Origin of the sequence: Rhodococcus sp. BP22 (assembly GCF_014281965.1) — a bacterium.
Lineage (GTDB): Bacteria > Actinomycetota > Actinomycetes > Mycobacteriales > Mycobacteriaceae > Rhodococcoides.
The window spans coordinates 46320-69110 of the sequence record NZ_JACFTB010000008.1; the positions used below are offsets into that span (position 1 = coordinate 46320).

General features: G+C 62.3%; 23 protein-coding genes. 11 read left to right on the forward strand and 12 right to left on the reverse strand.

Features of this window, described 5'->3' with window-relative positions:
- Position 1 precedes the first annotated feature (1 nt).
- The 3 genes from H2510_RS17470 to H2510_RS17480 are packed head-to-tail and all read left to right on the forward strand — an operon-like array spanning position 2 to position 3078.
- Positions 2-1051 (forward strand): thiolase domain-containing protein, encoded by a 1050-nt coding sequence (locus H2510_RS17470; protein ID WP_186629579.1) that lies wholly within the window; start codon positions 2-4, stop codon positions 1049-1051.
- Positions 1052-2221, forward strand: coding sequence for a thiolase domain-containing protein (locus H2510_RS17475; protein WP_088944178.1), 1170 nt, complete (start codon positions 1052-1054; stop codon positions 2219-2221). It abuts the gene before it with no gap.
- Positions 2218-3078, forward strand: a complete 861-nt coding sequence (locus tag H2510_RS17480; RefSeq protein WP_186629580.1) for a TIGR03619 family F420-dependent LLM class oxidoreductase — start codon at positions 2218-2220, stop codon at positions 3076-3078. The genes H2510_RS17475 and H2510_RS17480 overlap by 4 nt, the downstream gene beginning before the upstream one ends.
- Positions 3079-3149: 71 nt before the next feature.
- On the opposite strand, the gene H2510_RS17485 is transcribed toward H2510_RS17480, so the two are convergent.
- On the reverse strand, positions 3150-4418 hold the full coding sequence (locus H2510_RS17485) for a cytochrome P450 (protein ID WP_186629581.1): 1269 nt from the start codon (positions 4416-4418) through the stop codon (positions 3150-3152).
- Positions 4419-4671: 253 nt separating this feature from the next.
- Between H2510_RS17485 and H2510_RS17490 the strand changes: the two genes are divergently transcribed.
- The gene (locus H2510_RS17490) at positions 4672-5802 is read left to right on the forward strand and encodes a steroid 3-ketoacyl-CoA thiolase (protein ID WP_186629582.1); all 1131 of its coding nucleotides are present in this window, start codon (positions 4672-4674) and stop codon (positions 5800-5802) included.
- Positions 5803-5824: 22 nt separating this feature from the next.
- Here H2510_RS17490 and H2510_RS17495 read toward each other — a convergent pair whose 3' ends face one another.
- Together H2510_RS17495 and H2510_RS17500 are read right to left on the reverse strand one after the other, a co-directional pair.
- Positions 5825-6559 (reverse strand): hypothetical protein, encoded by a 735-nt coding sequence (locus H2510_RS17495; protein WP_186629583.1) that lies wholly within the window; start codon positions 6557-6559, stop codon positions 5825-5827.
- A 116-nt stretch (positions 6560-6675) separates the two neighbouring features.
- Entirely contained in the window at positions 6676-7095 is a 420-nt protein-coding gene (locus H2510_RS17500; protein WP_186629584.1) for a helix-turn-helix domain-containing protein, read from the reverse strand.
- A 260-nt stretch (positions 7096-7355) separates the two neighbouring features.
- Here H2510_RS17500 and H2510_RS17505 point away from each other — a divergent pair, with 260 nt between their 5' ends.
- From H2510_RS17505 to H2510_RS17520, 4 genes are read left to right on the forward strand one after another with little or no spacing between them, the layout of a single operon-like run.
- Complete coding sequence (locus H2510_RS17505; RefSeq protein WP_084345451.1) at positions 7356-8123, forward strand: enoyl-CoA hydratase family protein; 768 nt, start codon at positions 7356-7358, stop codon at positions 8121-8123.
- 5 nt (positions 8124-8128) lie between these two features.
- Positions 8129-8953: a CoA transferase subunit A gene (locus tag H2510_RS17510; protein ID WP_397517383.1), complete on the forward strand. Its 825-nt coding sequence runs from the start codon at positions 8129-8131 to the stop codon at positions 8951-8953.
- Positions 8950-9696: a CoA-transferase subunit beta gene (locus tag H2510_RS17515; RefSeq protein WP_186629586.1), complete on the forward strand. Its 747-nt coding sequence runs from the start codon at positions 8950-8952 to the stop codon at positions 9694-9696. Before H2510_RS17510 ends, H2510_RS17515 begins: the two co-directional genes overlap by 4 nt.
- Positions 9693-10760, forward strand: coding sequence for a nitronate monooxygenase family protein (locus tag H2510_RS17520; protein WP_084345453.1), 1068 nt, complete (start codon positions 9693-9695; stop codon positions 10758-10760). Before H2510_RS17515 ends, H2510_RS17520 begins: the two co-directional genes overlap by 4 nt.
- Before the next feature lie 56 nt (positions 10761-10816).
- Here the strand turns inward: H2510_RS17520 and H2510_RS17525 are convergent, their stop codons facing one another.
- The 3 genes from H2510_RS17525 to H2510_RS17535 form a co-directional block, all read right to left on the reverse strand.
- Positions 10817-11095 carry a DUF2277 domain-containing protein gene (locus tag H2510_RS17525; protein WP_136170959.1) on the reverse strand — a complete coding sequence of 93 codons (279 nt, stop codon included), beginning with the start codon at positions 11093-11095 and terminating at the stop codon, positions 10817-10819.
- A gap of 33 nt (positions 11096-11128) precedes the next feature.
- A complete protein-coding gene (locus H2510_RS17530; RefSeq protein ID WP_186629587.1) occupies positions 11129-11704 on the reverse strand; it encodes a TetR/AcrR family transcriptional regulator in 576 nt (191 codons plus the stop codon).
- Between the two features lie 89 nt (positions 11705-11793).
- Entirely contained in the window at positions 11794-12903 is a 1110-nt protein-coding gene (locus tag H2510_RS17535; protein ID WP_222438868.1) for an ABC transporter permease, read from the reverse strand.
- A 135-nt stretch (positions 12904-13038) separates the two neighbouring features.
- Here H2510_RS17535 and H2510_RS17540 point away from each other — a divergent pair, with 135 nt between their 5' ends.
- Genes H2510_RS17540 through H2510_RS17550 form a run of 3 tightly spaced genes read left to right on the forward strand, consistent with a single transcriptional unit; the run spans position 13039 to position 15756 of the window.
- Positions 13039-13641, forward strand: a complete 603-nt coding sequence (locus H2510_RS17540; protein WP_186629588.1) for a TetR family transcriptional regulator — start codon at positions 13039-13041, stop codon at positions 13639-13641.
- A gap of 20 nt (positions 13642-13661) precedes the next feature.
- Entirely contained in the window at positions 13662-14315 is a 654-nt protein-coding gene (locus H2510_RS17545; RefSeq protein WP_186629589.1) for a GyrI-like domain-containing protein, read from the forward strand.
- 52 nt (positions 14316-14367) lie between these two features.
- Complete coding sequence (locus H2510_RS17550; protein WP_186629590.1) at positions 14368-15756, forward strand: cytochrome P450; 1389 nt, start codon at positions 14368-14370, stop codon at positions 15754-15756.
- Here H2510_RS17550 and dinB read toward each other — a convergent pair.
- From dinB to H2510_RS17580, 6 genes are all read right to left on the reverse strand, one after another.
- On the reverse strand, positions 15742-16923 hold the full coding sequence (gene dinB / locus H2510_RS17555) for a DNA polymerase IV (protein ID WP_222438889.1): 1182 nt from the start codon (positions 16921-16923) through the stop codon (positions 15742-15744). The genes H2510_RS17550 and dinB overlap by 15 nt on opposite strands.
- A gap of 109 nt (positions 16924-17032) precedes the next feature.
- A complete protein-coding gene (locus tag H2510_RS17560) occupies positions 17033-18181 on the reverse strand; it encodes an acetyl-CoA C-acetyltransferase (RefSeq protein WP_186629592.1) in 1149 nt (382 codons plus the stop codon).
- A gap of 12 nt (positions 18182-18193) precedes the next feature.
- Positions 18194-18823, reverse strand: a complete 630-nt coding sequence (locus H2510_RS17565) for a TetR/AcrR family transcriptional regulator (RefSeq protein WP_283472824.1) — start codon at positions 18821-18823, stop codon at positions 18194-18196.
- A gap of 46 nt (positions 18824-18869) precedes the next feature.
- A complete protein-coding gene (locus H2510_RS17570; protein WP_186629593.1) occupies positions 18870-20735 on the reverse strand; it encodes a Na+/H+ antiporter in 1866 nt (621 codons plus the stop codon).
- A gap of 52 nt (positions 20736-20787) precedes the next feature.
- On the reverse strand, positions 20788-21585 hold the full coding sequence (locus H2510_RS17575; RefSeq protein ID WP_186629594.1) for an SDR family oxidoreductase: 798 nt from the start codon (positions 21583-21585) through the stop codon (positions 20788-20790).
- Complete coding sequence (locus H2510_RS17580) at positions 21582-22778, reverse strand: acyl-CoA dehydrogenase family protein (RefSeq protein WP_315901412.1); 1197 nt, start codon at positions 22776-22778, stop codon at positions 21582-21584. Before H2510_RS17580 ends, H2510_RS17575 begins: the two co-directional genes overlap by 4 nt.
- Positions 22779-22791: the final 13 nt, after the last annotated feature.

Sequence of the window (22791 nt, forward strand, 5' to 3'; positions counted from 1 at the left end):
CATGACCGATATCGCAGTGGTGGGCTTCGCACAGGCACCGAATGTCGCACAGACGGCGGGTACCACCAACGGCGTCGAGATGCTGGTTCCATGTTTCCAGCAGTTGTATGCAGAGTTGGGAATCACGAAGTCCGACATCGGATTCTGGTGCTCGGGTTCTTCCGACTACCTGGCCGGACGGGCATTTTCCTTCATTTCCGCAATCGACGCCATCGGTGCGGTCCCGCCGATCAACGAGTCTCACGTCGAGATGGATGCGGCATGGGCATTGTACGAGGCCTGGATCAAACTGATGACGGGCGAGGTCGAGACAGCGCTGGTGTACGGCTTCGGAAAGTCGTCGGCGGGGACTCTGGCGAAAATTCTTGCGATGCAACTCGATCCCTACCTCGTCGCTCCGCTGTGGCCGGACTCGTTGTCCATCGCCGGACTCCAGGCGCGTGCCGGGATCGACGCCGGGAAGTGGGACGCGCGAGCAATGGCCGAGGTCGCCGTCCGCAACCGTGCCAACGCACATCCGTTGGCACAGTTGTCCGGCAACCTCGACATCGAGAAATTGCTGCAGGCGGACTACATCGCCGATCCCCTGCGCGCACACGATTGCGCGCCGGTGACCGACGGAGCATCGGCGATCGTCCTCGCTGCGGGTGATCGTGCGCGTTCTCTCCGCGAAAACCCCGCGTGGATAAGCGGAATCGAGCATCTGATCGATTCACCGAACTTCGGGGCACGGGATCTGACGACGGCCCCGTCGGCATACAACGCCGCAGTGAAAGCGTCGGGTGGTGATCTTGCCGGCATCGATCTGGCCGAACTGCACGCACCGTTCACTCACCAGGAACTGATTCTGTCCGACTGGCTCCCCGAGACCGCAATGATCAATCCCTCCGGTGGCACGTTGGTGGGGAACCCGATGTTCTCCGCCGGGCTCGAGCGAATCGGCCATGCGGCTTCGAGGATCTTCGACGGCAGTGCCGGTCGGGTTCTCGCGCATGCAACGAGCGGTCCACTGCTACAACAAAACTTGGTCGCCGTCATGGAGGGAAGATAAGTGAGCAAGCAACCCGCTGCGGTACTGGGTACCGGCCAGACTCACTATGTCGCCAAGCGACACGACGTCTCGATGTCCGGACTCGTGCGCGAGGCGATCGACCGCGCGATGATCGATGCCGAAGTGTCGTGGGACGACATCGATGCGGTCGTGATCGGCAAGGCACCTGACCTGTTCGAGGGCGTCATGATGCCCGAGTTGTTCATGGCCGACGCCATCGGCGCCACCGGCAAGCCGCTCCTGCGCGTCCACACTGCCGGTTCGGTAGGTGGCTCGACGGCCATCGTGGCGTCGTCGTTGGTGCAGTCGGGCGTACACAAACGTGTTCTCGCCGTAGCTTGGGAGAAGCAATCGGAGAGCAATGCCATGTGGGCCTTGTCGATTCCGGTCCCCTTCAACATGCCCGTCGGTGCGGGCGCCGGTGGATACTTTGCGCCGCATATCCGCTCGTACATCCGCCGCTCGAATGCACCCGAGCACATCGGTGCGATGGTGGCGGTGAAGGACCGGCTCAACGGGAGCCGGAATCCCTACGCACACCTCAAGCACCCGGACATCACGCTGGAGTCGGTTCAGGCGTCACAGATGTTGTGGGACCCCATCCGTTACGACGAGACGTGCCCGTCGTCCGATGGGGCCTGCGCGGTGGTGATCGGCGACGAGGCTACTGCCCACGCACGCGAGGCGGACGGCAAGAAGGTCGCCTGGATCCACGCTACGTCGATGCGCACCGAGCCGACGACGTTCGCCGGGCGCGACCAGGTCAATCCGCAGGCGGGCCGGGATGCGGCTGCGGCACTGTGGAAAGCAGCGGGAATCACCGATCCTCTCGAAGAGATCGACGTCGCTGAAATCTATGTTCCGTTCTCGTGGTTCGAACCGATGTGGCTCGAGAACCTCGGATTCGTACCGGAGGGTCAGGGATGGAAACTGACCGAGGCAGGCGACACCGCCATGGGCGGCAAGCTCCCGGTCAACTGCTCCGGCGGCGTTCTGTCGTCCAACCCAATCGGGGCGTCGGGAATGATCAGGTTTGCCGAGGCTGCAATGCAGGTTATGCACCGCGCGGGCGACCACCAGGTGGACAATGCCAAGAAAGCCCTCGGCCACGCCTACGGCGGAGGGTCCCAATATTTCTCGATGTGGGTCGTAGGGAGCGAACAGCTATGAAGTACACGGTCGGTATTGCAATGACACCGCTACACGAACTGCCGACACTGGCGAAGACGGCCGAGGAGTGCGGGTTTTCTTCGATCGCGCTGCCGGATTCGCTGTTCTACATGGAAACCCAGTCGACGGACTATCCGTACACACCTGATGGCTCACGAATGTGGAATGCCGAGACCCCCTGGGTCGATCCGCTCATCGCGGCGGCAGCGATGGGCGCGGTGACCTCGACTATCGAGTTCTATACCCAGGTCCTCAAGCTCGGGTCTCGCAACCCGGTTCTGCTTGCCCGCCAGATAGGTTCGGTTGCTGCACTGACCGACAATCGATTCGGCTTCGGCGTTGGGATCGGCTGGGCTCCAGAGGAATTCGAATGGTGTGGGGCGCCGTACGCCAAGCGTGGCAAACGAGTCGACGAGATGATCGAGGTCATCAAGGCGATCCTCGGCGGCGGCATGGTGGAGTACCACGGCGAGTTCTTCGATTTCGACAAGCTTCAGATGAGTCCGGCACCGACGAAGCCGGTTCCGTTCTATGTCGGCGGGCACACCGATGTGGCGCTACGACGCGCCGCTCGGGTGGGCGACGGGTGGACCTCGGCGATGATCAAGTTCGACGATCTGGTCACCGTCATCGCCCGCCTGCGCGAACTCCGAGAGGAGTACGGCACCGCCGACAAGCCGTTCGAGATCCAGACCGTGTGCATCGACCGCTTCGGTAAGGACGGTTATGCCGAACTCGAGGATGCCGGTGTCACCGACATCATCAGCGTGCCCTGGGTATTCGACGGCGTTGCGTTCGACGGTCCACTGGAAGCGAAGCAGGATTCGCTTCGGAAGTTCGCGGAGAAGTTCATCTAGACGCCACACATATACAAGAGCGGCGGTACGTCTTTCGAAGACGTACCGCCGCTTTCGTGTGTGCTACCAGGCTAGTGCGGGACCGGGCAGCCGCCCTTGTAGTCGACCTGGAATTCCTTGACTCCGTTGAGCCAACCCGAACGTAGTCGCCGTGGATCGCCGAGCTTGGAGATATCGGGAATGTGGTCGGCGATCGCGTTGAACATCAGGTTGATCTCCATCCGCGCGAGATTCGCCCCGATGCAGTAGTGGGCGCCGTGGCCACCGAAGCCGAGGTGGGGGTTCGGGTCTCGCAGGATGTCGAACTTGTACGGGTCCTCGAAGACATCTTCGTCGAAGTTCGCGGAGCCGTAGAACATCACGACTCGTTCACCGGCCTTGATCGTGGTGCCGTTCAGGTCGAAATCCTGAGTGGCGGTGCGCTGGAAGGAGGTGACCGGCGTGGCGTAACGGACGACTTCGTCGGCCGTGGTGTCCGGGCGCTCCTTCTTGTACAACTCCCACTGCTCAGGATTGTCGATGAACGCACCCATCCCGTGTGTGAGCGCGTTGCGGGTGGTCTCGTTGCCCGCGACGGCAAGGATGATCACGAAGAAGCCGAATTCCTCGGGTGCGAGGTGATCACCGTCGATGTCGGCGTTGATCAGGGTGGTGATGATGTCGTCCTTGGGGCACTTTCGACGCTCATCCGCGAGGCCGTACGCGTACCCGAGGATCTGGGCCGACGCCTCTACCGGGTCGATGTCGAACTCCGGATCGTCGTACGCGGTCATCTCGTTGGACCAATCGAAGATCTTCTTGCGATCCTCCTGCGGGATCCCGAGCAGATCGGCGATGGCCTGCAACGGCAACTCCGAGGCGATTTCGGTGACGAAGTCACCGGTCGGGTTCTCTGCAGCCTTCTTGACGATCGCCTGCGCACGGCGCTCGAGCTCGTCGTGCAGGCCACCGATCGCCCTAGGGGTGAATCCCTTCGCGACGATCTTGCGGGTCTTGGTGTGTTGGGGGGCATCCTGGTTGATCAGCACGAAGCGCTGCAGTTCGATCTGCTCGCGCGTGATGTCGTCGTTGAATCGCGGCATCGCGGTGTTCTCGAAGCTCGAGAACACGTCGCTGCGCTTGGAGATCTCTTTGATCTCGGCATGCTTGGTGACGACCCAGTAACCGTCGTCGTCGAATCCACCGACGTTGCGAGGCTGCGGGCACCACCAGACCGGCGCCGTCTTGCGAAGCTCGGCGAACTCTTCGACCGGTATCCTGTGCTCGTAGATATCGGGGTCGGTCGGGTCGAAGCCCTCCGGCAGATCCGGACGAATGAGGTCCTGATGTAGTTCTGTCACTTGCTCTCCTGACAGTTTCTTGGGTCAATGCGCAGGCTGCGGTTCTGCTCGGGGCTGCCGAGCAGGCTGCGCTCCTGCTCGGAGCCACTTTGTACGGCCGCGCTCTTATGGAACACGTTCTAGCTTTATTCAAACACAAGGGCTCGAGATAGGGAAGAAGATACGGTCAACGCCTATTAACAGTAAGATGCAACCTGTTCTACTTTTGAAGATGGAATCGTTCTACTTTTGATTGAAGAGAGAGGAGCCCGCAGTGGGCAATCCCGTTATCGTCGAGGCCGTCCGTACACCGATCGGCAAGCGAGGTGGATGGCTGTCGGGTCTGCACGCTGCCGAATTGCTCGGCCTTGCCCAGACCGGCGCAATCGAGCGGCTCGGTATCGCCCCCGAGTTGGTCCAGCAAGTCATCGGCGGATGCGTCACCCAGGCGGGTGAACAATCGAACAACATCACCAGGACTGCATGGCTTCACGCGGGCCTGCCGTGGCAGAGCGGTGCCATGACGATCGACGCTCAGTGTGGGTCGGCGCAACAGGCCAACCATTTGATCGCCGGATTGATCTCGATCGGAGCCATCGACACCGGAATGGCCTGCGGTGTCGAAGCCATGAGCCGCGTCCCCCTGGGTGCCAACGTCGGCGAGAACGCCGGACCGAGACGGCCGGAGTCCTGGAGCATCGACCTGCCGAATCAGTTCGAAGCGGCAGAGCGGATTGCACGACGCCGCGGCATTACCCGAGCCGACCTCGAAACCCTCGGCGTTCGGTCGCAGGCCCTCGCGAAAGCGGCATGGGAAGAGGGACGCTTCGACCGTGAAGTCATGTCGGTGCAGGTCGGAGACCAGACCGTGAGCCGGGATCAAGGCTTACGTGACACGACAGCGGAATCGCTGGCGAAGTTGAAGCCAGTGATGGACGGCGGAATGCACACGGCAGGTACCTCTTCACAGATTTCCGACGGCGCCGCAGCCGTCATTCTGATGGATGAAGACCGCGCCAGAGAGCTTGGATTCACCCCTCGTGCACGCATCGTCTCGCAGTGCCTGGTCGGAGCGGAGCCCGAGTTTCACCTCGACGGCCCGGTGCAGGCCACCACGCGGGTGCTCGAGCAGAGCGGAATGAAGATCGGTGACCTAGACCTGTTCGAGGTCAACGAGGCGTTCGCTTCGGTTCTACTGTCCTGGGCCTCGGTACACAAGCCCGATATGGACAAGGTCAATGTCAACGGTGGAGCCTTGGCAATCGGCCACCCGGTCGGCAGCACCGGTTCTCGACTCATCACCACGGCGCTGCACGAGCTCGAGCGTCGCAACGGTTCGACAGCATTGATCACCATGTGCGCAGGTGGGGCTTTGTCCACCGGCACCATCATCGAACGGATCTGAACCTCTCAGCTAGAGGTCAGAGTTAATTCGGCGGCTTTTTCGTGTCGAGCAGCGCCACATCGTCGCTGCTCGGCGCGAGCCACGGAATCCACGTTTCGGTGATCAAGCGCCCGTCTCCGGTGAGAATTGCGTCGGGGTCGGGATCTACGAGCACCGGATATGCAGTGGTTGCGCCGAGTTCGATGTTCTTTACGAGCTTGCCGTTCTCGAGCGTGTAGCGGACCGGTACTCGGCAGGACTCAGCATCGAACGCCCACGGCGCGCCGACGTAAATCTTGCCTCTGCCCATCTCGTCCAGTGCCGTCACCGATCCGTCGACTTCCACCCGCAACGCCCAGTAGGCGGGGAGCTCGACGTCGAATTCGAATCGGGTTGGCGCATCCGGTCCGGTCAACTGGATCATCAGCAACGCGCCCTGACCCGGTTTTCGTGACGGGACGATGATGTCGAAGGAGCCGAACGGGTAGAACACGGAATCGAACGGTCCACTGACGGCGTTGTCGATACCCGTTGCGCACGCCATCCTCAGGCGGACCGCTGCGGCACTGTCTTCGGAGTGCAGAGTTACCCACTCGGACGGATGCGGAGCAGGTCGGCCATCCGGGGTGTAGGACAACACTGCGCGGAGGAGAGGCTGCTCAATGGTGAGGCCACCGTCGAGCGCATCGAACGATTCACTGCGATCGTAAGTCAATGTATTACTGCCCTTCGACGCCTCGCCAGCACTATCGTCGGCGAACCGGCGACTGAACCACACTGTGTTGAGGATTCAAGCGCATCAGCTACTTTTCAGCAACCCCCAAGTTTCCAGAATAGCTGCTCGCGGCCATGTCCAATCGACAAATCGGCGTCCGAATGTTTGCGGGAACCGCCCTATCCGGTGCTGTCCGGCGGAACCTCCGGAAGACCCTCACTGGCTCGCAACTTCTCCGCCATCGAACTCAGGAGATTCTGTGACTCCTCGGACAGGTCGAAAGCCCTGGTCGACAGCCTCCGCAGGCCGTAGCCCTTCAGTTGCGCGAGAAGCTCGAGATCGTGATCGACTTTGGCGGCGTAGATGTCGTTGAAGAAGTAGTCCGGTTTGACCTTGAAGAAACGAGCCAGTGCGGCAACCGTTTCATTCGACGGGTTGTTGCGCTGACCGGACCGAAGCTGCGAAATGTACGGCTTGGAAATTTGATGTCCGCTGCCGGCGAGCGCGTCGGCAACTTCGGCATTGGTGTGGGGCCTGCGGCCAGGGGGATGCACGATGCTGAAGAGCTTGTTCAGACGTGCCGCGAAGTCGATGGACATCGGGGACATTTCATCCTTCCGGATCGGAGAGGCACCGCCCGCATGAGGCGCCGTAACGATAACGAAAAGGTAACTCTATACCCGGTAATTGACTGTTTCCCGCTGATCAACAGACATGTTGATCTTGTAATTCGACGAAAACCGCGGAAACGGGCCTTAAGAGCAAGACCCTGAACTGTCGAGAAGACCGATATGGCCGTCTTCGTGTTAACCTACCAAGCACTTGCTTGTTTTTCAGCTTACGTGAGGATCCTTGATCAATGGCAATCACTTCGAGCACCACCGACGGAATCACCGTCGTCACGGTCGACTACCCACCCGTCAACGCGTATCCGACGCAAGGATGGTTCGACTTCGCTGACATAGTCACAGCAGCTAGCCGCGACGAGAACACACGCGTCGTGGTCGTGCGAGCGGAGAACCGCGGGTTCTGCGCGGGCGTCGACATCAAGGAGTTCGCGCGCGACTCCGGGCACGGACGTCTCATCGACGCCAACCGGGGATGCGCCGCAGCATTCGCAGCGGTCTACGACTGCGCGGTACCAGTCATCAGCGCCGTGCAGGGATTCTGCCTCGGCGGGGGCATCGGGATCGTCGGTAACTCCGACATCATCGTTGCTTCCGATGACGCAACCTTCGGACTCCCCGAGGTCGACCGCGGCGCCCTGGGCGCGGCGACGCACCTGTCCCGACTTGTCCCGCAGCACCTGATGCGCGCGCTGTTCTTCACCGCGTCAACCATCACCGCGCAGCAGTTGGAGCACCACGGCTCGGTCTACCGAGTGGTTCCGCGAGCGGAACTGGACGATACTGCCTTGGAAATCGCACGCGATATCGCGGCCAAGGACCCGCGGGTGATCCGAGCCGCGAAGGAAGCACTCAACGGTATCGATCTGCAGCCGGTCCACAGAAGCTACCGCTACGAGCAGGGCTTCACCTTCGAACTGAACCTGTCGGGAGCCGCCGACGAGATCCGCGCATCGTTCGAGGACGATCTCGCACGTGCCAAAGGAGCAGCAGCAAAATGACAGCAATGCGCAACAAAGTGATTACCGCCGACGACGTCGCGGGCCGGCTGAAGAGCGGCATGACGATCGGCATCGGGGGCTGGGGATCGCGTCGTAAGCCGATGGCTCTGATCCAGGCGATCCTCCGCTCGGACCTGACCGATCTGACTGTCGTCAGCTTCGGCGGACCGGACGTCGGCTTGCTCTGTGCAGCAGGGAAATTGAAGAAGCTCTACTTCGGCTTCGTCTCCCTCGACTCGATTCCGTACGACCCGTACTTCTCCGCAGCCCGCACGGCCGGAGCGATCGAGATCCGCGAGCTCGACGAGGGCATGGTCAACACCGGCCTCCAGGCCGCCGCACAGCGACTGCCGTTCCTGCCGATGCGTGCCGGTCTCGGTTCCGATGTGCCGAAGTACTTCCCCGAGTTGAAGACCGTTGTCTCGCCGTACGACGACGGCAGCGAACTCATCGCGATGCCTGCTCTCGAACTCGACGCCGCGCTGGTTCACCTGAACCTCGCCGACGCCCACGGCAACGCCGCATACCTCGGCCCTGACCCGTACTTCGACGACTTGTTCTGCCTTGCTGCCGAACAGCGTTTCGTTTCCGTCGAACGCATCGTCGATACCGCAGAACTTGTTGCGAGCGCTCCCCCGCAGGCTCTCCTGCTGAACCGAATGATGGTCGACGGCGTCGTGGAGGCACCGGGCGGTGCCGGATTCACCTCGTGCGTACCTGATTACGGTCGCGACGAAGAACTCCAGAAACAGTATGCGGAGGCAGCGTCCGAACCCGACGGGTGGAAGCGCTTCGCTCAGCTGACAAATCAGGAAGGGGCGTCCGCATGAGCGGCATCGACATCACCCGGGCGGACATCTGCGCAGTTGCATGCGCGGACATGTTCGCAGGCGCAGGCGAGATCATGGCAAGCCCGATGGGCCTCATGCCCAGCATCGGTGCCCGCCTAGCCAAACTCACCACCGAGCCCGACCTACTCCTCTCCGACGGAGAGGCGTACCTCATGGCCGACACACCGGCACTCGGTGCCACCGGCGCGATCGAGGGATGGATCCCGTACCGGAAGGTATTCGACGTCGTCGCCAGCGGTCGACGTCATGTCGTGATGGGCGCCAACCAGATCGACCGGTTCGGCAACCAGAACATTTCGCACTTCGGCCCGCACGACAAGCCGACCCGGCAGATGTTCGGCTCCCGCGGCGCCCCCGGCAACACGATCAATCACCGCACCAGTTACTGGATTGCGCGGCACTCGGCACGCGTCTTCACCGAGACCGTCGATCTGGTGTCCGGTGTCGGTTACGACCGCGTCACCGACAACGCAGGGTTCGCCTACCACGATCTTCACCGGGTCGTCACCAATCTGGGCGTATTCGACTTCTCCGGCGAGAACCACGCGATGCGCCTGCTCTCCGTGCATCCCGGAGTCACCGTCGACGAGGTGCTCGAGAACACCGGATTCGAACTCGACACTGCCGATGTCACCGATTCCAGGCTCCCCACCGACGAAGAGATGACCTTGCTCGGCGTCATCGACCCCAAGGGGTCGCGTAGCCGCGAGGTCAAGGGATGACCGGCCTTCGCACGCCGCTGACCGAACTGGTCGGCATCGAACACCCCGTCGTTCAGACCGGTATGGGCTGGGTTGCCGGGCCGCGCCTGGTCGCGGCCACCGCCAACGCGGGCGGCCTCGGCATCCTGGCGTCGGCGACGATGACCTATGCCGAGCTCGAAGCGGCAGTGGCGAAAACGAAGACGTTGACCGACAAGCCCTTCGGCGTCAACATCCGTGCAGATGCCACCGACGCTCGGCAACGCATCGATCTCCTGATTCGGGAGAACGTGCGTGTCGCATCCTTCGCGCTGGCACCCAAGGAAGAACTCATCGCGCTGCTCAAAAAGGCAGGCGTAGTAGTAATTCCATCGATCGGTGCAGCCAAGCACGCCAAGAAGGTTGCAGCCTGGGGCGCCGACGCAGTCATCGTCCAGGGCGGCGAGGGCGGCGGTCACACCGGACCGGTCGCGACGACGCTTCTGCTCCCGTCAGTGCTCGACGCCGTCGACATCCCCGTGGTGGCGGCAGGCGGCTTCTATGACGGCCGCGGCCTCGCTGCGGCATTGGCCTACGGCGCGGCGGGCGTTGCGATGGGTACCCGATTCCTGTTGACGCAGGAGAGCACGGTCCCTGATTCGGTCAAGCAGGAATACCTCAAACGGGGTCTGCAGGACACGACGGTCTCGCGACGCGTCGACGGCATGCCGCACCGGGTGCTCAACACCGAATTGGTGACGAGCCTCGAGCAGTCGAACCCCGCTCGTGGCCTGTTTGCCGCAGTCGGAAATGCTCGCAAGTTCAAGTCGATGACCGGTATGACGTGGTCGAATCTCGCCCGCGACGGAATTGCGATGCGCCGCAGCAGCGATCGCACGTGGCAGCAGATCATCATGGCTGCGAACACACCGATGCTGCTCAAAGCAGGGTTGGTCGACGGCGATACGCACGCTGGTGTGTTGGCTTCGGGTCAGGTTGTCGGAATGATCGAAGACCTGCCGACCTGTGCCGAGCTGATCTCCTCGATCGTCGAAGACGCAGTGCGTCGGATCGAGGACATCCAGAAGTTCACGACCGTCAGCTGATCGACCTTCTGTCACCGCCCTCCACCGATATCGCCCCCTGCCAGATCAGCCGAGAGCTAGGAAGCGGAAGCCTTTGCGGCAATCCGCGCCTGGACCTCGGGCCTGCGCAGGGGCGGGACGGTGGGGGGCGGTTGGCGTCTATCGGGCAGCGCGTCGAGCAGTCGGTGCGTGGTGGCAGTCACCTCCGCGACGGCCTGCTCGAACGCCTCCCGGGTGGCGTCGGACGTCTTCTGGACGCCACTGATCTTGCGAACGTACTGTCTTGCCGCAGCCTCGATCTCATCGTCCGTGGCGTGCGGTTCGAGCCCGCGCAGGGTCGTGATGTTTCGGCACATAGCCGCCACGATAGTCCTGGTCGTGCGATCCTTCTAGAGCCTGAGAAGTCCCTCGAGCGCACGTAGGCACAGTGCGCGCACATCTTCTTCGGAGATGGTCCGGCGGTCCATCCAGTCGAGGCATACAGCCCGCACGAACGACACCCATCCCCGTAGCGCCGTTCTGAGAACCTCGTCCTCTCGGATCTCTGGGGGAAGGGCGGCAAGGATGCGATCCTGCTGCACCCCGAGTTCGGCCGTCACCATCGCCTGAATCTCGGTGTCTCCGGACATCGCTCCTCGGTTGACCGCGCGGATTCCGTGTTCGTGGGCGAGCACGTAACCGATGTATGCATCGAGCCCCGCTGCAACCTGCTCGGTGATCGGGCGCGAGGTATCGGGGGCCGTCATCTCGAGAATCCGTGCCGACTCGACGCGAATGATCTCGGCGAAGAAGTCACGCTTCGAGGAAAAGTAGTGGTACATCAATCCGCGTGAGACGCCTGCGAGATCGGCGACCTCCTCGATCCACACGTCTTCGTACGGCCGCTCGGCGAACAGGCGGGACCCGATGTCGAGCAATTGTGCGCGTCGCAGATCAGGTGACAGGCGTTTACGTGGGCTGGACATCGTGTTCGCGATGTTACTAGGCAGCACTTCGAGACAAAGATGGACGTGGACTCCGCCGAATGCTCGGGGAGTCCACGTCCATTGTCGGGTCAGTGTGCGGCGTGCGCCGCAACATCCTTCGACGTCTTCTTGGGCCGGTGGGTGAAGACCAGCAGTGCCACGGTGAGGACGAGCCATCCGCCCAGGATGAACAGTCCCTTGTCGACGCCAGTACTACCGAAGTAAACGATGGAACGGGCCGCATCCATCGCCCCTGAGCCGATCCAGAAGTTGCTGACACCCGACCAGAATCCGGGGAGGAAGTCGACCGGGATAGCCGCACCTGCGCTGGGGAAGTTCAGGAAGATCATCAGGAGCATCACCACCATGATCGCGGCATGGCCGAATACCTTGTTGGCCAGAATGCTGACCAGTCCGACGGTGAAGGTATAGGTGAAGATCACCGCGAGCATCGCCAGGTTCTCCACGAACGAAGCTGCGTAGAACCCCACGAATATCGACGACACGAGGTACGACAACGCGATACCGATGACGGACATTGCAGTGAGAATTCCGAGCTTGGGTCGCATCTTCATGGCCGGGGCAACCTGCGCGAGGACGGTGATCGTCAGATAGCCGATGATCGTGGACACCACGAGCAGGTAGAACAACGCTTGGCCGGTGGGGTCATCGGGTGCGAGCGGCGCGTGATCGACGATGTTCGCCGGTTGTCCCTGGGCAGCGGCAAGTGGTTGGGTCAACCCCTCGACGGCTTGCACGAGCACCGGACCCTCGGCGGACGCGACGTGCACGGTCATAGGTGAACCCAGTTCGATGACGCCGGCAATCTCGCGGCCTTGCAGGCGTTCGATCGCTGCAGCGGTGTCTGTCGATGCCTGGAGGTCGAATTTGCCCTCGACTTTGCTCGCGAGTTGATCGACGAGTGCAGTGGTGGAGGACTCCGGACCGGTGACCACTATTTCCACATTCCGGGGTGTCGGATTGTGAAAGGCGCTCACATAGCAGAGCGCGAACATCACGGCGAAGAAGATCGGAAACACCATCGCTTCGACGACGGAGCGCCACGCGGTCCGACCGTCGGCAGGAGCGGACGCCGATGCTTGGGAATGCTCCAAAATATGAGCGGGTGCGATGGCTTCGGTGTCGGCCCCGAAGGCCTGATCCCAGTCGGGATGCCGGTGGTCACTGGAGTGTGGCATGCGCAACAGACCTTTCAGTTCAAGTGTCAACGATGATGACAAACAACAGTCAACAGTGTTGACAGTGGATTTGTCAACACTGTTGACTATGATTGGTGGCAAGTGGTTGATCAAACCGAACGAAGGATGCGAAGCATGCTGGTCGAGATCTCAGACGAGGGCGCCCGGTCGGGTACCGCTCACAACCGCCAAGCCGTACAGGCCGCCGCGGCGCAACTGTTCGCCGAACAAGGCTTCGCCGCCACCGGGGTCCGTGACATCGCCAGACACGCCGGCGTGGATCCAGCGCTGGTCATTCGATACTTCGGCTCCAAGGAAAAGCTCTTCGTTCGCACGATGACGATGTCCGACGCGTTCGTAGAGGTCATGCAAGGCCCACTCGATGAATTAGGCAGGGCGTTGGTCGATTTCGTGGTCCGAAGAACACGTCAGCGACAGGTGGGCACTTCGGCTGCCGTCTATGCAGCACTCGTTCGCGCATCGGATCGCCCAGTGGTCCGCGAACACCTGCAGGAAGCGATCGAGCAGATGATTATTGCGCCACTCGCTCCGCGGCTTTCCGGTGGCGACGCCGAGTTGCGTGCTCATCTGCTCGCAGCTCAGCTATCCGGACTTATGACCGCTCTGTACGTCGTCGAAAGCCCGTGGCTGCTCGCCGCATCTACCGATACCATCGTCGAAAGCTACGGCGACGCACTACAAACCGTCATCGATGGCGAGCCGCGCCACCGGGGGTAGACACGCAGGGGGAACCGATCGTGAAGGTCGACTTCAAGAAACAGATCCAGACGTACACCGCACCTCGAGGCAGATTCGAGGTCGTCACCGTGCCGGACATGACGTTCTTGATGATCGACGGCCACGGGGATCCCAACACCTCCGCCGCCTACCGGGATGCTCTGGCCACGATCTATCCCGTTGCATACAAATTGAAGTTCTTCAGCAAGAACGAGCTCGATCGCGACTACACCGTGATGCCACTCGAAGCGCTCTGGTGGTCCACCGATATGGATTCGTTCACTTCGGCTCGGGACAAGTCCCAATGGGACTGGACGGTGATGATCATGACTCCCGACTGGATCACCGATGAGCATTACGACGCAACGCGGCGCACGGTCGAACGAAACGGTGGCGCGCCTGCCCTCCACGCGCTTCGGCGCGAAACACTCAGCGAAGGGCTCGCTGTCCAGACCCTCCACATCGGCCCCTACGACGACGAGGGGCCCGTGCTCGACCGGATGCATTACGAGTTCATCCCATCGCAGTCGCTACGGATGGCAGGCAAGCACCACGAGGTCTACCTCAGCGACGTACGTCGCACCGCCCCGGACAAGCTGAAGACGATCCTGCGCCAGCCCGTCACCCAGGCCGACATTACTTCTCCGAGTGAGAAGTTGACACTGATTCAGTAGCGAGTAGGTTCACTGTTGTATTCGAGTTCAGTAGTGAATCGGGAGGGTCAGCATGGTCTCCGACGTCGACGTGGCGACGCACGCACTTCCGCACCCGAGTAAGCGCCTCCCGTTCCTCGGTGATGTCGTCGGAGTACACGCATCGACGCCCGTTCAGGATTCGATCGCCCTTGCCGGGGAGCTAGGCCCGATCTTCGAACGAGTGGTCATGGGGCGCCAATATGTGATGGTCTCCGGCGCCGACCTGGCCGGGGAGTTGTGCGACGAGCATCGGTTCGTCAAACACGTGTCCCCCGCTATCGTGGGCTTGCGCTCGATCGGAGGCGATGCTCTGTTCACTGCACATTCGGACGAGCCGAACTGGCAGAAGGCACACGATCTACTCCGCCCGGCCTTCACCCAGCCTGCAATGCGCAGCTACCACCACATCATGGTCGACGTCGCAGCCGATCTCACGGCGCACTGGCGCTCGCACACCAAGGTCGACGTGTCCGCCGACATGACCAAGCTGACCCTCGACACCATCGGCAGAACCGGATTCAGCTATGGGTTCGACTCGTTCAACCGCGACAAGCCGCACCCTTTCGTCGACGCGATGGTCGGGGTCCTCTCACACAATCAGCGACGCGAAATCGTGCCGATCCCATGGCTGGCCGACATCGTTTTTCGCAACGCTGACCGTAGGAACGAACGCGACAAGCACTACATCGCAACCCTTCTCGACGACATCGTGCGCACTCGCCGCGATGCGGGCACGTCGGGGCAAGGAGATCTTCTCGACATCATGCTCGATGCTGCGCGTGACGCCGACAATCCCAATGCACTGAGCGAGATCAACATTCGCCAGCAGATCGTGACGTTCCTGATCGCCGGCCACGAAACCACCTCGGGCGCGCTGTCTTTCGCTCTGTACTACCTCTCGCAGCACCCCGACATTCTCGAGGCCGCGCGCGCCGAAGTCGACGAGGTATGGGGTTCACAGACCCCGGAGTTCGAGCAGGTCCCCAAGCTCCGCCTGGTTCGACGCATCCTCGACGAGAGTTTGCGGCTCTGGCCGACTGCGCCTGCATTCGCCCGTGAAGCGCGCGAAGACACCTCGATCGGCGGCATCCATTCGATGAAGAAGGGCGATTGGGCGTTCGTTCTCATCCCTGGTCTGCACCGAGACCCGGTCTGGGGCGAAAACCCCGACGCCTTCGACCCCGATCGGTTCCTTTCCGCCAATGTTCGGTCACGGCCGGGGCACGTCTACAAGCCCTGGGGTACGGGTGAACGCGCATGCATCGGTCGGCAGTTCGCCATTCATGAGGCAGTGCTCGTTCTCGGAACCATACTGCAGCAGTTCGACATTCGGGCCGACCCCGACTACCGGTTGAAGATCGAGGAACGGCTGACGTTGATGCCGAAGAACTTCGAGCTGACGGTGTCAGTCCGGAAGTAGCGGAACCGAAGAACCGGAGTTGCGACCCAACAACACTCCCCTGGTCAAAGCGCCCTTACCGAATTTGGTGTGGACGCCGTCGAGCGCAACGTCGAGCGCAGAAGCGCTCGGCGCATTCTCGGGTCGATCGAACTGCAGCTCGAGTTGCTCGGTGCCCGTACGTTCGATATTGGACACCGTGATGCCCACCAAGGTGATCCCACGCTCGGCGATCAGAGATGCAGTTTCCTGAAGTAGCGACAGGGACGCGTCGAGAATGGCCTGGGTGTCGGCCGTTGCACGGCCCAGCGTGCGGGAACGCGTGATGCGGGTGAAGTCACCGAACCGTACGCTCAAAACCACTGTGCGACCGGTGCGTTCAGCGGCACGCATCCGCTGCGTCACTCGATCCACCAGGGCGATGAGGGAGACCTTCACCTCCGCCGACGACGTCGGGCCGCTCCCGAGTGCATGCTGCGCACCGATGGAACTGCGCCCCCGATACGTCTGAACCTGTCGGGGATCGCGATTGTTGGCGAGTGAATACAGATGATGCCCGGCGCCTTTACCGAGAATCGACACGATGGAGGCTTCGCTGTGGGCGGCGATGTCACCGATGGTCACGATGTCGAACGCATGGAGCTTGTCTGCGGTGACCTTACCGACGCCCCATAGCCGCTCGATCTTCAGCGGATGAAGGAACTCGAGCTCACTGCCGGGCGGAACCAACAGCAACCCGTCCGGCTTTCCGACCGCACTGGCCACTTTCGCCAGAAACTTGGTGCAGGCGATGCCGACAGTGATGGGCAGGCCGACCTGCTCCTTGACCTCACGCCGCAGCTTTTCGGCGATCTGGACCGGGGTGCCTCTGATCTTGCCCAACCCACCGACTTCGAGGAACGCCTCGTCGACGGAAATGCCCTCCACGAGCGGAGTGGTGTTACGAAAGATCTCGAATACGGCCCGGCTCGCCTCGGTGTACGCGTCCATACGAGGGGCAACGAAAATCGCGTGCGGACACAGTGCCCGGGCTCGAGCGCCGCTCATGGGGGTCCGCACCCCGAATGCTTTGGCCTCGTAACTGGCGGCGAGCACGACACCACCGCCGACCAACACCGGTTTGCCGCGAAGGCGTGGGTCGTCTCGCTGCTCTACCGACGCATAGAAAGAGTCCAGATCGGCGTGCATGATGCTGGCCTCAGCACTGCTCGCCGGGGCGTCGGGGGCGAACTCGGTCACGACCACAGGGTCGCACACAGGTCCGACATTCGCCCCGACGTCGGCGCTTACGCGAGAATCAGAGCCGTTCGATGATCGTGACGTTGGCGGTACCGCCGCCTTCACAGACGGTCTGCAGGCCGTAGCGGCCACCGGTACGTTCGAGTTCACACAGCATGGTGGCGAAGAGCTTTGCCCCCGTCGCGCCGAGTGGGTGCCCGAGAGCGATCGCACCACCGTTGATGTTGACCCGGGCCGGATCAGCGCCGGTCTCCTTCAGCCATGCCAGGACAACGGGAGCGAACGCCTCGTTGATTTCCACGACGTCGATGTCGTCGATCGACAGGCCTGCCTTCTCGAGTGCGTGCTTGGTGGCCGTGATCGGCGCACTCAGCATGAAGATCGGGTCGTCTCCGCGAGCACTGAGGTGATGGATCCGGGCGCGCGGGGTGAGTCCGTGTGCCTCGACTGCTGCTGCGGAGGCCACGAGAGTCGCGCTCGCTCCGTCACAGATCTGGCTGGCGAGGGCCGCGGTGAGCCGTCCACCCTCGACGAGGGTCTTGAGCGAAGCCATCTTCTCGAGAGTCGTCTCACGCGGGCATTCGTCGACCATGAAGTCGCCGACGCCGACGATCTCGCGATCGAATCGCCCTTCGGCTATAGCGTGCCGAGCGCGCTGATGGCTGGCCAGAGCGAACTGCTCCATGTCTTCACGCGTGACGTCCCACTTCTCGGCGATGAGCTCGGCGCCGCGGAACTGCGAGACTTCCTGCTTGCCGTAGCGGTGTTCCCACCCCTTCGACCCGCTGAACGGGGTCTCGAAGCCGTACTGCTGTCCCACGACCATCGCTGCCGCGATCGGGATCTGTGTCATGTTCTGTACGCCACCGGCGACAATCAGATCCGACGTCCCACTCATGACGGCCTGGGCGGCGAAGTGAATCGCCTGCTGGCTCGAACCGCACTGACGATCGACGGTGACCCCTGGTACTTCCTCCGGGAATCCGGCCGCCAACCACGCTGTGCGCGCGATGTTTCCGGCTTGCCCACCGATGGCGTCGACGCAGCCGAAAATGACATCGTCGATCTGGGACGGATCGATCGAGGACCGATCCATCAGGGAACGCAGGACGCTCGCACCGAGATCGGCGGGGTGCGTCTCGGCGAGGGAACCGCCGCGCTTACCGACCGGAGTTCGAACAGCGTCGATTATATAGGCCTCGGGCATGGGAAGACTCTCCTAGGTTGACGCCGTGCGGGATCGTGTGACGGACTTGGGAGTGCTCGACAATCCGTCGAGCACGATGGCGAGATATTGCTGCGCGACGGCTTCCGCGGTGAGCTTGCCACCCGGGCGATACCACCGGACTGCCACCCACACTGTGTCGCGCATGAATCGGTAGACGAGTTCGACGTCGACATCCGGCCGGAAGCTGCCATCTGCGATACCGCGCTCGACCACACCGTTCCAGAGTTCACGAAACTCACTATTACGCTCGGTGATGTACTCGAAGCGTTCGGTGCCGACGAGGTGCTTGGCCTCGTCCTGATAGATCGCGACGGCCGAATGCGAGCGGTCGATCGCGTCGAACGACGCCACTACGAGACCTTCCAGGGTTTCCCGCGGACCCAATCCCTCTGCCACAATTTTGTGGTAGCTGTCGAAGAGTTCGTCGAGGAACCCCCGCAGAATCTCGTCGACCATCGACTCCTTGGAGTCGAAGTGGTGATAGAGACTTCCGGAGAGGATCCCAGCTGCGTCGGCAATGTCACGGACCGTCGTTGCACGCATGCCACGTTCGGCAAAGAGCGTCGCGGCGAGCTCGAGCAGCTCTTCGCGTCGTCCTACGGCTTTGGGGGTTCGGGGCACGAGCACACCATACCAACCAAGCACTTGCTTTGCATACGTGCAGGGGTCAGGCCGTCAGGTGATGTACGAAGCACCATCGCCAGTTCTCCCCCGGCTCGGCGGATTCCATGACGGGGTGGCCTGTCTCCCGGAAGTGTGCGGTGGCGTGCTGGCGCGCCGAGGAGTCGCAACACCCGATGTGTCCACAATTCAGACAGGCACGCAGCGCGACCCATTCCGTCCCGTCGCGGACGCACTCATGACAAGTGCCGTCGGTGTGTGTTTGCTCTTCCGGGTATCGGTCGAGATCTTCGCATGAGACTCCGGGGTGGCCACGCAGTTCGTTCGACGCTCGAATATCTCGACGCGACTCACTCCCCGCGTCGATCATCGATTCCTCGACGTCGAGCATCCCCAGTACTTCGCCGACGACCTCGGAGGGCACCTTTCCGGAACTGCGGATCTCGAGAATTCGATCGCGTTCGGCCTTGATCATGGTCAATCGGACGCGGGCGTACAGCTCGCTGGGGGACTCCTGATCCGCGGTGGTCCCGAGTCGCTCCCATGCAGCGGAATTGCGTTGCTCCACGCGTTGACGCACGAGGGTGTCGATGTCGTGGGGGTCCTCGTATTCGAGCTTGTCGAGCTCGGCATATCCCGCTTTCGACGCTTGCTGCAGCAGGGTGGCGCGTGCCAAGGCGTCATCCATCGGATCAGGTGACGGGACCTTCAGCCGCCGGGCGAGCAGCGGAAGCGAAAGCCCTTGCAGGAACAGAGTCCCGGCGACGACCGTGAAAGCAATGAGAAGCAGGACTTCTCTGTCCTGGGTTCCCAACGGAATGATGAAGGCGGCGGCGAGTGTGACGACTCCGCGCATCCCGGCCCAGCCGATGAGCAGTGTGTAGCGCCACGACGGGACCGTGCCGGTCGTGAGATCGGCCCCCGGGCGTACCAGGGCGTAGCGGGAGACGAACACCCAGAAGATTCGGATCACGATCACACCTACGAGCGTGGCTGCGCACACCGAGACGATGGTCAGGAGCGAGAGCGAACTTTTGGCGACGTCGTGCACGATCCACGACGCCTGTAGGCCGATGAGCAGGAATACTGCATTCTCGAGAATGAAGGCGATGGTTCGCCAGTTGATGCGCTCCGCGATCCGGGATTGCGCCGACTGCAGGATCGGGGCTTCGTGTCCGAGCAACAGTCCGGCGACGACGACCGCCAGTACACCGGAGGCACTGATCTCCTCGGCCAAGAGATATGCAGCGAACGGGACGACGAACGAAATCGCGGTATCCAGCACGGGATTGGTCAGTCTGCGCCGTAAGTTGGCGACAACGTAGAACGTCACCAGGCCGACTGCAACGCCGCCGCCTGCCGCGATGACGAAGTCGAGTCCGATCCGGCCGGCATTCACCGAATTACTCAGCGCATAAATTGCCGTGCTCAGCGCGACGAGGGCCGTCGCGTCGTTGAGCAGCGATTCACCTTCGAGGATCGTGACTATCTGACGAGGTAGGCCGATTCGGCGTCCGATTGCAGAGGCCGCGACCGCATCCGGTGGTGCCACGACTGCACCGATCGCGAGCGATGCGGGCCAGGAGATCCCCGGCAGGATGGCGTGCACGATTGCGCCGACGCCGATTGCCGTGACGGCAACCAGCACGACCGACAGTAGAAGGATCGATCGGCGGTTGGCATTGATATCGACCAGAGAGGACTGGATCGCCGTCGCATAGAGCAGGGGCGGAAGCAGTCCGAGCAATACCACCTCGGGTTCGAGGTGGATCTCCGGCATTCCCGGCGCGTAGGACGCCGCGACCCCTACCACGATCAGCAGTAGGGGCGGCGGAACGCCCAGTCGCTCGGCCAGGCCCGCGACGGTGAGTACACCGACCGCGAGGGCCACGAGAAAGACAGCGATCTCCATAGCCAGTCATTGTCCCCGCATCCTCGCCGGACGGCGAAGTGAGGGACCCGTCTCAGGCCCGCTGGCTGGAGACGGACACCACCTCACCGGTCAGGTAGCTCGAGTAGTCGCTGGCCAGCATCGCGATGGTTGCTGCGATTTCCCACGGTTCCGCAGCGCGGCCGAAGGCCTCGTCCGCAGACAGTTGGTCGAGAAGATCCTCGGAGGTCACCTTGGCGAGGAACGCATGCTTTGCGATGCTCGGTGCGACGGCATTGATTCGCACTCCGAATTCGGCTGCTTCGACGGCGGAGCAGCGGGTCAGCGCCATGACGCCGGCTTTCGCGGCGGCGTAGTGCGCCTGTCCCTTCTGCGCGCGCCAGCCGAGGACGCTTGCATTGTTGACGATGACGCCACCGTGACCGGCAGTACGGAAGTACCGCAATGCCTCCCGGGTGCAGCGGAACGTGCCGTTCAGCGTGATGTCGAGGACTCGATCCCACTGCTCGTCGGTCATGTCCACGACGGGAACTTCGCCACCGAGACCTGCGTTGTTGACGAGGATGTCGATGCGGCCCATCCGCTCGGCGGCCGTGTCGATGAGGTTGCGTACCTGCTCGGTGCTCGATACATCGCACACCGCGGACTCGACTCGGGCGTCGGGGAACTGCTCAGCCAAGCTTTCGCGAGTGGCGTCGAGCCTGCGCTCGTGCCAGTCGGAGACGAGGACGTCCCCACCTTCGGCGAGTATCCGACGCGCCGTTGCCGAACCGATGCCGGTTCCGGCTGCGGCGGTCACGACGGCAACCCGGCCGACGAGTAGTCCGTGGCCGGATATCTCGGCCGGTGGGGTGGACAGTGGTCCGGTCATGGACGCGCCTCTCGGGGTAGGCCGAGCACTCGCTCGGAGATGATGTTGCGCTGCACTTCGTTCGATCCGCCGTAGATGGTGTCGGCGCGAGTGAAGAGGTACAGCCGTTGCAGGTTGGTCAGTTCTTCTTCGTAGGTCAGTGAATTCGCACCGAGCACGTCCATGGCGAGTTCACCGAGTCCTCGATGCCAATTGGCCCACAGGAGCTTCGAGACCGATGCCTCGCCGCCGCTCGTGCCGGCGTCGACGGTTGCCAGTGTGCGCAACGCGTGCGCTCGCATCACCGACAGTCCGATCCGCGCCCGTGCCAGCCGGTCGCTCAGAATCGGGTCCGCGGCCGAACCGTTGCGCTGGGCAATTTCCTCGATACCGTCGAGTTCGCGGGCGAATCCGACCTGCTGCCCGAGCGTGGATACCCCGCGCTCGAAGGTCAGCGTTCCCATGGCAATTCGCCACCCGTCTCCGGGTTCGCCGACTACGAGGTCCGCCTCGGTTCGAGCATCCTCGAAGAACACTTCGTTGAACTCGGACGTTCCGGTCAACTGGTTGATGGGTCGAACGGTTACACCGGGTTGATCCATCGGCACGAGGAGATACGACAGGCCGGCGTGCCGTTTGGATCCTGGTTCGGTCCGAGTGAGGACGAAACACCAGTCGGCGACGTGCGCCAGCGAAGTCCAGATCTTCTGGCCGTTGATTACCCAGCCTCGATCGTCGAGGCGTGCCGTCGTGGAGACATTCGCGAGGTCCGAGCCTGCACCGGGCTCCGAGTAGCCCTGGCACCAAAGTTCGGAGACCGTATTGATGCCGGGAAGAAAGCGCTTCTTCTGCTCCTCGGTGCCGAACGCGATGAGCGTCGGGCCCAGCAGTTCCTCGCCGACGTGGCTTACGCGCGCGGGCGCATCGGCCTTGGCGTACTCCTCGTGGAAGATCAACTGCTGATCGAGCGTCGCCGCCCGTCCGCCGTATTCCTCCGGCCAGCCGAGGCAAGTCCACCCGGAGGCGGCGAGGTGGCGATCCCACGCGAGCCGCTCTTCGAAGGCCTCATGCTCCCGCCCGGGTCCACCCAGCCCACGTAAGGCTGCGTACTCCCCGTTCAGATTCTCTGCCAACCATTGTCGAACCTCGGCGGCGAACTCCACATCGGACGCACCCGAGATACCTTGCCGAACCTGCCCCTGGCTTCCATCCACTTCAGTAGGATAA

Coding starts and splice junctions, on each gene's coding strand:
- H2510_RS17470 (WP_186629579.1), top strand. CDS start 2: ATGACCGATATCGCAGTGGTGGGCTTCGCACAGGCACCGAATGTCGCA.
- H2510_RS17480 (WP_186629580.1), top strand. CDS start 2,218: ATGAAGTACACGGTCGGTATTGCAATGACACCGCTACACGAACTGCCG.
- H2510_RS17500 (WP_186629584.1), bottom strand. CDS start 7,095: ATGTCCATCGACTTCGCGGCACGTCTGAACAAGCTCTTCAGCATCGTG.
- H2510_RS17505 (WP_084345451.1), top strand. CDS start 7,356: ATGGCAATCACTTCGAGCACCACCGACGGAATCACCGTCGTCACGGTC.
- H2510_RS17510 (WP_397517383.1), top strand. CDS start 8,129: ATGCGCAACAAAGTGATTACCGCCGACGACGTCGCGGGCCGGCTGAAG.
- H2510_RS17515 (WP_186629586.1), top strand. CDS start 8,950: ATGAGCGGCATCGACATCACCCGGGCGGACATCTGCGCAGTTGCATGC.
- H2510_RS17520 (WP_084345453.1), top strand. CDS start 9,693: ATGACCGGCCTTCGCACGCCGCTGACCGAACTGGTCGGCATCGAACAC.
- H2510_RS17525 (WP_136170959.1), bottom strand. CDS start 11,095: ATGTGCCGAAACATCACGACCCTGCGCGGGCTCGAACCGCACGCCACG.
- H2510_RS17530 (WP_186629587.1), bottom strand. CDS start 11,704: ATGTCCAGCCCACGTAAACGCCTGTCACCTGATCTGCGACGCGCACAA.
- H2510_RS17535 (WP_222438868.1), bottom strand. CDS start 12,903: ATGCCACACTCCAGTGACCACCGGCATCCCGACTGGGATCAGGCCTTC.
- H2510_RS17540 (WP_186629588.1), top strand. CDS start 13,039: ATGCTGGTCGAGATCTCAGACGAGGGCGCCCGGTCGGGTACCGCTCAC.
- H2510_RS17550 (WP_186629590.1), top strand. CDS start 14,368: ATGGTCTCCGACGTCGACGTGGCGACGCACGCACTTCCGCACCCGAGT.
- dinB (WP_222438889.1), bottom strand. CDS start 16,923: ATGCACGCCGATCTGGACTCTTTCTATGCGTCGGTAGAGCAGCGAGAC.
- H2510_RS17560 (WP_186629592.1), bottom strand. CDS start 18,181: ATGCCCGAGGCCTATATAATCGACGCTGTTCGAACTCCGGTCGGTAAG.
- H2510_RS17570 (WP_186629593.1), bottom strand. CDS start 20,735: ATGGAGATCGCTGTCTTTCTCGTGGCCCTCGCGGTCGGTGTACTCACC.
- H2510_RS17575 (WP_186629594.1), bottom strand. CDS start 21,585: ATGACCGGACCACTGTCCACCCCACCGGCCGAGATATCCGGCCACGGA.